This window comes from Lacticaseibacillus thailandensis DSM 22698 = JCM 13996 (genome assembly GCF_001312865.1).
In the GTDB taxonomy this organism is placed as follows: Bacteria; Bacillota; Bacilli; order Lactobacillales; family Lactobacillaceae; genus Lacticaseibacillus; species Lacticaseibacillus thailandensis.
In genome coordinates, this window is sequence record NZ_BBER01000001.1 from 692,314 (window position 1) to 704,024 (window position 11,711).

Below are 11,711 nucleotides of genomic sequence, written 5' to 3' on the forward strand. Positions count from 1 at the left end.
GCGATTTCTCTTGTACAATGGCCGTGTTACCAAATATTACACTTTTGGATTTCTGGAGGGTTTTGCACATGGCTAAAAAGGTTTTGACACGTGGTAAGTTCGACAAGATGCAGCAATTAGCCAACAAGGATGGCGTGATTGCTGCCCTGGCCATCGACCAGCGTGGTTCGATGAAGAAGATGATGGCTGCCGCCGATGAAAAAGCCGGCAAGGAATACAGCCTGGACCAGATTTACGAGTTCAAGGAACTGGTTTCTTCCGAACTGACGAAGTACGCCTCAGCCATCTTGATTGATGAAGAACTTGGCTTCAAGGGTATGAAGAGCAAGGATCCTTCATCCGGACTGATTCTGTCCTACGAAAAGACCGGTTACGATGCTAACACGGTTGGCCGCTTCCCAGAACTGTTGAAGGAAGAAAGCCTCACCCGGTTAAAGGCCAAGGGTGCCGATGCCGCTAAGGTCTTGGTTTACTACGACCCACACGACAAGGACGAAATCAACGACGTTAAGAAGGCCTTCGTTGAGCGTCTGGCTAATGAAGCTAAGGGTGCGGACCTGCCATTCTTCCTGGAATTGGTTACTTACACCGACTCCATTCCAGATGCTAAGAGTCGCGAATACGCTTTGGCTAAGCCACGGCTGGTACTCGACGCCATGAAGGAATTCACGCAGGACAAGTACGGGGTAGATGTTATCAAGGCTGAAGTACCAGTCAACTGGGACTTTGTTGAGGGCCACACTGCTGATGGCGTTCAGGCTGCCTACACCGAAGAGGAAGCCGCTGGCTACTTCAAGGAAGCTAATGACATTGCCACGAAGCCATTCATTTACCTGTCTGCTGGTGTACCAACCAAGACGTTCCGTGAAGAACTCAACTTTGCTGGTGAATCTGGCACCAAGTTCTCCGGGATCCTCTGTGGCCGTGCAACTTGGCGCGACGGAATTCAGGTTTACGCCGACGGTGGCCGCGATGCGCTCAAGGAATGGTTGGACACGACTGGTAAGGGTAACGTTGAGGAACTCAACGCCATCCTCTCCAAGTACGCTACTCCTTGGTACGACGTTTACGGTGGCTTGGACAACATCGAAGTCGTTGACCAGGCTAACTAAGCTCAACCTAATTAACCTAGTAAACACAAACGTGGTGCTCGTTGTTGAGCACCACGTTTTTTTTTGTGTCATGATCGACCACATAGACCCCGACCAATGCGGTAAAGGCGTACCCGACCAACCCGCCAATAAAGTTAAAGATGACGTCATCAATATCGGCAATACCGGTGGCCAGTAAAAATTGCCAGCATTCAATCCCCAGTGACAAAAGCAAACTCAGGCAAGCGGTTCCCCATAGGCGGTGACCCCGGCGACCCAGGGCGGGCCAGAGTAGCCCCAACGGCATAAACCACAACACGTTGCCAAAGGTTTGGTAATAAAAATCAAGCCGCGTGGTCCCATTAAAGAGTTGCCAACTGCCCACCAAGGGACGCAGATTAATAACACTGGTATCCCGTCCCCAATCAGGATGCAGGTTCCACGGAAAGTAAATCTGCGCGCCGCGAAACACGGTGAGGGCCAGTAACAAAATTAAGTACACCACAAACAGTAGCAAGCCCACTTCGTGCCACCAACGCACACGTTGATGACGGCACACTAACCATATCGTCCTCACCACAACAAAAATCAAGGTGTAAAGGATAGTTTTATCGAGGCTATAGATAATTAGACGTATCAATGGCCAGTGGTTTACCGTTGCTGCCATGCGGCCAGCAATCCACGTGTAAAATGGGCCTAAAAACAACATCGCGCTACCTCCAAGGCATATTTTAGCAGAAGTAGCCCCTGTCACTGGTTTAACTTATCTAATTATTGCGAAAAAGATAGTTATCGGCCCGCCGTTTGCCCCGGCTTTGCTACTCGGGGTAAAATAAGGACGATACTCTGAAAGGCGGTCGCAAAGTTGAAATCCAGGCTCAATCAATTACGCTCTTCACGGTGGGGTTTCCTAACCTTGCTGGTACTACTACTGTGGGTAAAAACACTCGTCGCTTACTTCTTCGAGTTTAGCCTCGGAGCCAGCGACCCACTGCAGTACTTTTTATTAATCATTAACCCTCTCGGGACCAGTATCCTCCTGATCAGTTTAGGGATGTACATTAAGTCTCCACGCCGCGCCTACACCACGGCCACACTGATTTACATATTGCTGGCAGTCCTGCTCATTGCGAACGTCTTGTACTACCGGGAGTTCTCAGACTTCATGACCATCAACACCATGTTGGGGTCCACCAAATCCGTCCAGGGGCTCTCTGCAGGCAGTCTCTCCCTCCAGCCACTGGACTTGATTTATTTTGGTGACTTCATTGTTGTAATTGGCGCATACCTCGTCTACGGTGTGGTCAATCTCTGGCGGTTCATCAACCACCAGCGACTGATCTGGCCCCACTTCGGGTTACACCTCGACCGGCGGCCCGTTGCCTACCACCGCCCCACCGCTGCAACCGTGATTGGGCTGGCGCTATTTATGTTTACCATGGCGCTTAGTGAAGCCAACCGGCCCCAACTGCTCACGCGGACCTTTGACCGTACGTACATCGTTAAATATTTAGGCTTGGGACCATTCACTGTGTACGACGCCCTGAAAACCGTCCGCACCAACCAAGTACGCAGCAAGGCCGATAGTGCCAGCATGGACCAGATTTTGAGCTACACCAAGAGTCACTACGCCGCCCCCAATGCGAATTACTACGGGGTTGCTAAGGGCAAAAATCTCATTGTGATCCACCTCGAAAGTTTCCAGGAGTTTTTGCTGGGCATGAAGATCGATGGACAAGAGGTGACCCCCTTCCTAAATTCGCTGGTGAAAGAAAACAACACCCTCAGTTTTGACAACTTCTTTAACCAGGTAGGACAGGGCAAAACGAGCGACGCCGAAAACCTGCTGGAAACGAGCACCTTTGGTTTGTCCACCGGCTCCCTTTTTGCCACACTGGGGACCGACAACACGTTCCAAGCCGCCCCAGCTATACTCAACCAGTCGGCGGGCTACACGACCGCGGTTCTACACGGCGGTTCCGGCTCGTTTTGGAACCGTGACAACACCTACAAGAGCCTGGGGTACAACTACTTTTTCTCCAACAACTATTTCTACCACAGCGCCAACATGAACACACAGTACGGAATCAAGGATAAATTGATGCTGGCAGAAAGTCCCAAGTACCTGGAACACCTGCAGCAACCTTTTTACGCCAAAATTATTACTACTAGTAACCACATCCCGTATACCATCACCAGCGAGGACTCCGATTTCCCCGATGCCGGCACTGATGACACCACGGTCAACAACTACTTTAAGACCGCGCATTACCTCGACTCGGCTTTGAAAGAATTCTTTGCTTACCTCAAAAAGAGTGGTCTGTATGACAACTCGATCATCATGCTGTACGGGGATCATTATGGCTTGAGCAACGATCGGAACAAGACCGTGGCGCCGTTGCTGGGTAAAAATGCCAGCAACTGGACCGCCTACGACAACGCCCAGATGCAACGCGTACCCCTCATCATTAACATGAAGGGTCTGAAGGGGGGCGTGAACCATACGTACGGTGGTGAAGTGGACGTTCTGCCGACCATCCTCCATCTACTAGGAATTGACAGCCAAAAGTACGTGGAGTTTGGTCAGGACCTGCTCTCACCGCAGCATCAACAACTAGTCGCCTTTCGCGACAACGACTTTGTCACGGAACGTTACACCGTCATCAACGGGAAGGTGTACGACAATAGTACGGGCGCCGTGGCGGATAACCTCACGGCTACCACCAAGGCCCAGCTCAAGCAGGACCAGCACAAAGTGAATAAGGAGTTGCGCCTGTCTGACCGGCTGAACCAGCAAAACTTGTTACGCTTCTACACACCGGCGGGCTTTACCCCCGTCAACTCCAAATCCACGGACTTTGACACCAGCCTGCAACAGGTCATTCAGATGGAGCAAAATAAGGGCTCAGCCACCACGTCGTTGTACACGCAAAACAATAACCAAAGTACCACCAATGATTACAAAACGGATGCCCCTGAGCTAGCTAATCACCAAGATTACATTACTAAATTCCCGGCCAGCGTCCGTAAACAAACACGTGCTAGTGGCAGTAGTGTATCGTCCTCCAGTAGCAGCAGTAGTAGCCAAAACTCAGTTCTGGAAGGCAAGTAACAGCCAGCGACTGGTGCTACTACCATCCGCGCACCACCATTACCAGCAAACAACTTAATCAACTACCAACATGGACCAGTAGCACTCCCCCATCGGGGCCGCCACTGGTCCATGTTGGTATACCCCAGTTATCCCCGGCTGACCCGCGGTTTGGCCGGGAGTCTGACTACCGGTATTCACTAATGTGCACCCGTAAATTCATACATTGTTCAAAGTCGGCCCCTATAATGACAATTAAAGGGGTGATAGCCGGTGCGGTTCCTGGAACGAGTAATGATGGGGTTAGCTTACCACCGTCAAATGAATATTATTATCGCGGTGCTAACGGCGGTTTACACCCTATTTGGTTTATTTTTACGGACTAGTGCCCAAACCAGCACGGCCAACGCCACTAACTTTAGCCGGCGCCTGACCGAAATATCTGGTAGTGGTACCAGTAACGTCGCTAACACCGTCCAGCACGCCCACTTAACCCAGGCCAACTACTACGATATCGCGTTGCTATTGGTGACCATGATCTACCTCGTAGCGTTATTCTTCGTGGCCATGTGGTTCATTCACCGCCAAGAAACTGAAATCGGCGCCTACCTGGGTGCGGGTAAGCGTAGCCTCGACGTGGCCAGTCAGTTCGCACTAGAAGGCGGCATTAGCGCCGCAGCGGGATTTAGCGTTGTAGCCGTGACCGTTAGCCTATTCAGCCAGACGCTGGGCCATTGGTGCAATAGCATCAATCAGTACTTCTTTGTGCACACAATCAACCGCGCACCAGGGGCGAACCACCATGAGCTCATGATGGGCATCAAAACCATGATGACCAACCATATGACCGATTTCAATCCGCAGTCGTTACTGCGGGGTACTGGCAACCCGACCGCCCAGATGCCGACCGGCATCACCGGCTTTGCATTAGTTGGTGTGTACGCAATTGGGTCGGTGATTATCGTTAACCTACTCGTAACGGCAATCCAGGCCCATAATGTGCGCCGTCAGCTTAACTAACCTAAAGGGGGAAGCAAGATGCTTTTTAGCCCACGTAAAAACAGACGCCTGCGGTTAAACCCCGTCATGGACCGGCCGGGCGTATATTTGGTTGGCCAACCAAGCACTCGTGCTGCCAGGGCCACTTTCCATCAATACGCCCAACAACTCGCATCCAGCGATTGGCACAAGCAGTCGGGATTTATCGCCACCAGTAGCACCTTGGTCCCCTACCTACCAGTGCGCTCCAACCTCTTTCTTAACGGGACCGAACACGATTTAAACCTGCTACCCGCGGACATGCGCAACAGCATGTTTTTGAACCAGCCGTCTTCCCAGCTACACGGTATCGACATATTGCTGGTGCAACTGCTGCGGGAGGTCCTCGCTGGTAAGCAGGTTGTGGTGGCGGGCACAATTCTTGACCAGCTATCCGGGCCGGAAATTCGCCGGTTGCTGAATACTGCGCGCGAACTGTGCGTGCATCAGGCAGTAACCCTAGTCATATTGACCACCAACGCCGCCCTTGCGGCTACAGCCGATTATCCCGTAACCGGCACACCACCACTACTCGTTCCGCGTAACGTGGAGGCGTAAGGGCACAGATTTGACCACATTAAAGGATGAGTGACCCGTCACTCGCCAACGAAAATAACCCGGCAACAACAAGGACCAGCAGCCATCCCCTGAAGGATTACTGCTGGTCCTTGTTTTAATATCGAAATTCTAGCGACCGCTAGCCGAACGTACGGACGTATCGTGCCGCCACACACCAGTCAGCAGACAGACCACCACGACAAACGCTACGGCCACCAGCAGCGCCATGCGGGTGGAGGGTACGCAAGCCATGACAACAAACACCATGATCAGGAAGGCCAGTACCAAATAATCGGTGAACGGTGCCCCAGGCAACAGAAATTCATGGCTATCGGGGTGCGCACGCCGATAACGGAGATGGGTCAACACCAGCGCCATCCAGACAAACAGAAAGCACGTCGTGGCCGCTGAGGATGCGGCCGTAAAGATCGATGACGGGATCACCATGTTGAAAATCACACCGAGGGCAATCATGCCGGCACTGGCCGCAATCGCCCGCGCTGGGACCTGACGGTGATTCAAGTGCCCAAAGTACCGCAACAACGGGTGCTGCCCCGTCACGCCCATCCCAAAGAGCAACCGCCCGGTCGAGTACAGGCTCGAATTACAGGCACTCGCCGCGGCCACTAACACCACAAAGTTGATGATATCAGCACCAGCACTGATGCCAGCATTATCAAACACCTGCACGAACGGACTGGAACTAGTGGAAACTGCGTTCCACGGGAACACGGACATGATCACCAACAAGGCCCCAACGTAAAATAAAATGACCCGCATTGGAATTTCGTTGATGGCTTTGGGGATGACGTGGTGCGGGTCGGCCGTTTCGGAAGCGGTCAAACCCACCATTTCGATGCCCACAAAACTAAAAACCACCATTTGGAACGAGGCAAAGAAGCCACCCGCCCCTTGGGCAAAGAAGCCGCCAAACGCAATCAAATTACTGAAACTAGCGTTGCCCTCCCGCGTTTTAACGTGCAAAAAGATCAACACCAATCCGACTACGATCAAGACGATAATGGCAACCACTTTGATCAAGGCAAACCAGAATTCAGTTTCCCCAAAGGCCCCCACACTAATCAAGTTCAGGCACAACAATACGACCAGGGTCACTAGCCCGGACACCCATTGGGGCGCCCCCGGAATCCAATACTTCACGTATAAACCGACCGCAGTAATTTCCGCAATGGCGACTGCAATCCAACAAACCCAGTAGACCCAGCCGATCACCTTCCCGGTCTTAGCACCTAAGTATTCGGTAATAAAATCCACAAAATTATGTTTAGTCGTGTCACTGAGGAGTAACTCCCCCAGTGCACGCATCATCAGGAAACAGACGATTCCGGTGACAATGTACGCCAATAAAATGGCTGGTCCGGCTTGATGAATGGTCTGCCCGGCCCCTAAAAATAGTCCGGTACCGATTGTCCCGCCCAAAGCGATTAACTGTACGTGACGGTTTTTCAGGTCCCGTGCCATCTGGGTGTTGTTATTTTCCGTTGATTGCAAATCGATACCTCCAGTTATTAACCCTTCCAGTATACCGGAGCCGACCCGCATACAACCGCGCTAACCCGATGAAACCTCATCAGTGGTACGTGAGCTTAATTCACCTAGTCATTTGCAACGATGAATTAAGCGCAACTTTCGGGGGGCGCGTCCACCGCCCACACGAAAAAGGCACCAACCCCAGACACGCTGTGGTTAGCGCCTAGACTACATCATACTCACGTTCAAATCACTGACCTAAGCTTGAACAACGACCACCTGCTGGTCAGCCAAGTAGTTAGCCAGAAATTGCTGCAACTCGCGCACGTCACGATTGAACACTAACCGACTGACCCGAATCGAACCCACGTAGGTCCAAACTTCGTTGCGTCCAGCTTTATTACCGGGATGAATTTCCACTTTGCTAATGGCGCCCCAGACCCGGACTGAACTCAGCCCGGCGATGACGGCCCAACTTGCCAGACCACGCCGCCAGCAAGCAAACAAGAAGCACATCCCCGCCACAAACCAACCTAGCACCTGCGTTTCGGTACTGGTAGCGGTCCGCCACGTTACCACCGCGGCGATGATAGCCACTACCAGTAATAACCCCGTTCGTACCAAGCGTGTGCGTGCCGGAATTTTAACGGACAGGTCAATAATTATCGTCGTCAATAAGGTCAATACTAGGACTACGACGTAAAACCAACTTAGCCAGGTCATTTCGTTAACTCCATCACGTCCCGTGCAATCATTAATTCCTCATCTGTGGGCAACAGGAGAACCTTCATGGTGGATCCCGGGGCGGTCAGATCCATATCTTGCGACTGCACGTCGTTATTCCGTTCTTCGTGCATCCGCACACCAAATACATGTAACCCATCAATAATCCGTTGGCGCATCGCCCCATCGGCTTCGCCAATTCCGGCAGTAAAGACCAGTCCATCAACGTGCCCCAATTCGGCAATGTAGCCTGCAACATACTTCACCATCCGGTTAACAAAAATATCAATTGCTAACTGTGACTGGTGCCGCGTAGTGCGGGTGGCTTCCACTTTACGCATATCTAGTGATAGCTCCGAAATACCAAAAACACCCGACTCAGTGTTGAGAATCTTGATCACGTCATCCGGATCAGTCAGCTGCAGTTTTTTTCATCAGCGTCGTGACCAGTGACGGATCAACATCCCCGCTACGCGTGCTCATCGTCACGCCGGATACGGGGGTGTAGCCCATGGAGGTATCGTAACTCGCACCATTTTTGACCGCGGTAACCGAAACACCGCTACCCATGTGCATCACAACTAAGTTCATCTCCGAAACCGGCTTACCTAGCATCTTCGCGGTATGGGTGACCACGTAGCGAATACTGGTTCCATGGGCACCATACTTACGCAAGCCGAAATCACGGTAATACTGCATGGGAATACTATACAGGTAGTTCATTTCGGGAATGGTAGTGTGATAAGACGTGTCAAACACCCCGACTTCGGGCGTGTCCGGCATGACCTGCATAAACGCACGAATGCCCTTGGCTTCCGGCGGATTGTGCAATGGTGCCAATTCTGACAGCGCCTCAATCTCATCCAATTCATGTGGACCAATGACTGTTGATGACTTGAAGGTCTCACCACCAGCAACCACGCGGTGGCCCACCCCACTAATTTCGTGGTAATCCTCAATAATGTGCAGGTGCTTCAACTCATGAATGAGCTTATCAACCGCTACATCAACACTTTTGATGTCGGCCTCTTCAACCAATTGCTGCCCATCACCGTACTTGACGGTGAAAGTCGTCCCGGGCAACCCCAAATTATCAACCATGCCCCGAGCAACTACGCGCTCTTCAGGCATGGCAAAGAGTTTCCACTTTAACGTTGAACTACCGGCGTTCACTGCAAGAATTTTAACCAATGGTCTTAGTCTCCTAGTTGAATGTTTGCTTGGTACCACGCTTGCACAGCATTAACAAATTGTTTCATTCCGTCAACATCATCGAGTGATGGAAATTCACCCAGTAACACCTGGGTGGCCTGGCGTGCGCCTGCTCCTGGTTTCTGGAGGAAAAGCAATGATTTTTGCGCATCGGCACTACCAAACATTGCTTGTGGCAACGTAATCAACCCCTGGAAAAATGCGTGCTTCGTGAGCCACTGCGTCAGGGTCGCCGATTCAGCCGTCTTAAACACGTTAGCCGGTACGTAGAATAATCCCAGGCCCCCAGCTTCAACTGCCGTAAACCCTGCTCGATGAGCAAATGGTGTGCATAGGAATGTCCCGATTTAGCCGCGAGGCCAAAGCCACGGGCACGATCATCGAGCGGATAATAACCAACGGGCAGATCACTCACAACAATGTCTGTTTGCCCAAATACCAGCGTATCCAAGGCGTCTTGATGGTACAAATCCACCCGCAAATCTTGCAGGGTCGCACTAATGCCGGCTAACGCCAACAGATCCTCGTCGTTGTCCACCCCGTAGCCGTGCACCTGCGCCTTGGTCTGTTGGGCCAAGGCGTTCATCACGGCAAACAACAGGTTGCCCGTTCCTACCGCTACGTCCGCCACGGCAAGTTCCTGTGGCTTTGTCGGCAGCATCAAGTTAATTAGGAACGTGGCTAAGGTTGCCAAGCATCCGGTGTAACTTGCTTGTTAGGCTCAATCGCATCAAATTGCATCACCTTCACCAACACCAGTTGCATGGCCTGCCGAATTTCTTCCGGTTGGTAACCATCCAGTTTGATCGGTTGTAGTAACTCCCGTAGCCGCGCGGTGGTCTCAGCATCAGGCAACCCATCCTCTTGGTGGATATCACCTGCATGCAGATCTTCCGCGACTTCGGTCAGAGCGGCTAACAGTGAACCATCAATGTTGCGCTGTAATGTTGAACTGGCCATACTCATTGCGTTGTACAATTCTTCCATATGCTCATTGGCCACGCAGATCCACTTCCTATCGGTAAATTTACTACACTAATATTACCGATGTGAGACGCTGTTTTCAAGACTATGACCACGTTATTTTCTTAATGTCCGTATTAGCACTTACTAATATCAAGCAGTAAATAAACTCCTATTTACCGGTAATAGCGGCTTTTTGGCTACTACTAGTTGACCTCTTACTGGCTGACGGGTCCCGCCATTGCCGTAGCGCGTTACGATTGATACGCTCTTCCATCTGGTACTCCGTCCGCCAACGAACCATCTTGGGCACCATCCACAGCGTCAGGGCCCCCACTACTAACAAAATTAGTAACGCCGTCACCAGCACGCTCCCCGGGTGTTGCCGTTCACTCATCCCATTGAGTACCCCACGAAAAGTCAACCCATCATCCATAGTCACTTTGTACGCACACGTATTTGGCGCTAACCCACTCACCAGCAGCTTACGAGCATGCATCAGGATGGGCACGTACCCACCACCAATACCCTCATCGCGCAAAATATTGCCGTTCGCCTGTGAGTGATATTGGTACACCTTATGCTGCACCTGTTGATGGTCAACAAACACCATGGTGCCAGTATCCGTGGTCGTTACGCTACCACCAGCGCAATACGATTCCAACCGCCGCTGCATGGCCTGTAGCTCTACCATTTCCTCATCCTTAGTAGCCATGTTACTTGCTAAATGCATTATTGGTGGCCACAGACACACAGTGGCAGCCAGTACGGCTAGCGCTGCCAAACATTCAACCATGGTGAAGCCCGTACGTATACGTCCACGTTGTTGCTGTTCCATTCTTCTGTACCCTCACTTGGTGATCATTCAGGATGGTCGCGGTGTAGTGGGCCACTCCCAGCTGACTTGATTCTTCACTCTTGCCACTAGCGGCATGCGCGCGCACACAGTTGATGGCAGCACGACTGGCCATAGCATTGTCCCGAGGTTGTAGTACAAACTCTCTGTGGGTTTGGGCAACCACCGCCAACATTAATGCACACACCGCAATCACCATAATGGCCGCGACGTGTTCCATCAACAGCGAGCCACCTAATTGTCGTCGGTATGAACTTCTAATTGTCCCCACTCAATTTCTATGGCAACCTGCCAGTTCGAACCCGCGGTCGACTGAAACATGGCCCTGTGTGGTGCAGTCACCATGCCCTTGTTGGTAATTTTCCATTCCATCGTCCCTCCACCAAAGAACAGCGTCCGCGGGATGGGAATGGCAACGACCGGCGTACTCTCATTACCACCCCACGCACCGCCCCGAAAGGTGACCATGTGATCAGATTGCTGCCAAGATACGCGCACTGGACTGTTATTTGCTTCAGCAGCCGTGAGGTCATACTGCCACTCGGTGCGCACCCGCTCAAAGAAATTGGCTTCTAAACGCCGCTGTTGCCAACGTCGGCCCACGGACACCGTGAACACTGCCATCAGGGCGACGATCGTTAACGCCATGATTACTTCAATCATGGTAAAACCCGACCGCGTACGCATG

9 protein-coding genes and 3 pseudogenes are annotated in these 11,711 nt (G+C 51.8%); 4 read left to right on the top strand and 8 right to left on the bottom strand.

The features are described from left to right. Window positions 1–68 precede the first annotated feature (68 nt). The gene (locus JCM13996_RS03370) at window positions 69–1,112 is read left to right on the top strand and encodes a tagatose 1,6-diphosphate aldolase (RefSeq protein WP_054749598.1); all 1,044 of its coding nucleotides are present in this window, start codon (window positions 69–71) and stop codon (window positions 1,110–1,112) included. 94 nt (window positions 1,113–1,206) lie between these two features. On the opposite strand, the pseudogene JCM13996_RS03375 reads toward JCM13996_RS03370, so the two are convergent. Beyond that, a pseudogene (locus tag JCM13996_RS03375) lies at window positions 1,207–1,800 on the bottom strand (VanZ family protein); the annotation flags it as partial. 156 nt (window positions 1,801–1,956) lie between these two features. On the opposite strand from JCM13996_RS03375, the gene JCM13996_RS03380 reads away from it, so the two are divergent. The 3 genes from JCM13996_RS03380 to JCM13996_RS03390 all read left to right on the top strand — a co-directional run bounded on the left by JCM13996_RS03380 (window position 1,957) and on the right by JCM13996_RS03390 (window position 5,778). Continuing rightward, entirely contained in the window at window positions 1,957–4,203 is a 2,247-nt protein-coding gene (locus tag JCM13996_RS03380) for an LTA synthase family protein (RefSeq protein WP_054749600.1), read from the top strand. Between the two features lie 252 nt (window positions 4,204–4,455). Then, on the top strand, window positions 4,456–5,202 hold the full coding sequence (locus JCM13996_RS03385) for a hypothetical protein (RefSeq protein WP_054749602.1): 747 nt from the start codon (window positions 4,456–4,458) through the stop codon (window positions 5,200–5,202). 18 nt (window positions 5,203–5,220) lie between these two features. After that, the gene (locus tag JCM13996_RS03390; protein WP_054749604.1) at window positions 5,221–5,778 is read left to right on the top strand and encodes a hypothetical protein; all 558 of its coding nucleotides are present in this window, start codon (window positions 5,221–5,223) and stop codon (window positions 5,776–5,778) included. 129 nt (window positions 5,779–5,907) lie between these two features. Here the strand turns inward: JCM13996_RS03390 and JCM13996_RS03395 are convergent, their stop codons facing one another. The 7 genes and pseudogenes from JCM13996_RS03395 to JCM13996_RS03425 form a co-directional block, all read right to left on the bottom strand. Next, entirely contained in the window at window positions 5,908–7,290 is a 1,383-nt protein-coding gene (locus tag JCM13996_RS03395) for an amino acid permease (RefSeq protein WP_054749606.1), read from the bottom strand. A gap of 237 nt (window positions 7,291–7,527) precedes the next feature. After that, window positions 7,528–7,992, bottom strand: coding sequence for a hypothetical protein (locus JCM13996_RS03400; RefSeq protein ID WP_054749608.1), 465 nt, complete (start codon window positions 7,990–7,992; stop codon window positions 7,528–7,530). Continuing rightward, window positions 7,989–9,183 (bottom strand): annotated as a pseudogene (locus JCM13996_RS03405) (acetate/propionate family kinase). The gene JCM13996_RS03400 and the pseudogene JCM13996_RS03405 overlap by 4 nt, the downstream one beginning before the upstream one ends. A gap of 5 nt (window positions 9,184–9,188) precedes the next feature. Next, window positions 9,189–10,206, bottom strand: a pseudogene (locus JCM13996_RS13105) (class I SAM-dependent methyltransferase). 133 nt (window positions 10,207–10,339) lie between these two features. Next, window positions 10,340–10,900 carry a hypothetical protein gene (locus tag JCM13996_RS03415; RefSeq protein WP_054749611.1) on the bottom strand — a complete coding sequence of 187 codons (561 nt, stop codon included), beginning with the start codon at window positions 10,898–10,900 and terminating at the stop codon, window positions 10,340–10,342. Window positions 10,901–10,955: 55 nt separating this feature from the next. Further along, window positions 10,956–11,246: a hypothetical protein gene (locus JCM13996_RS03420; RefSeq protein ID WP_156321838.1), complete on the bottom strand. Its 291-nt coding sequence runs from the start codon at window positions 11,244–11,246 to the stop codon at window positions 10,956–10,958. Between the two features lie 11 nt (window positions 11,247–11,257). Continuing rightward, window positions 11,258–11,710 (bottom strand): pilus assembly FimT family protein, encoded by a 453-nt coding sequence (locus JCM13996_RS03425; RefSeq protein ID WP_054749616.1) that lies wholly within the window; start codon window positions 11,708–11,710, stop codon window positions 11,258–11,260. Between the last annotated feature and the right edge of the window lies 1 nt (window position 11,711).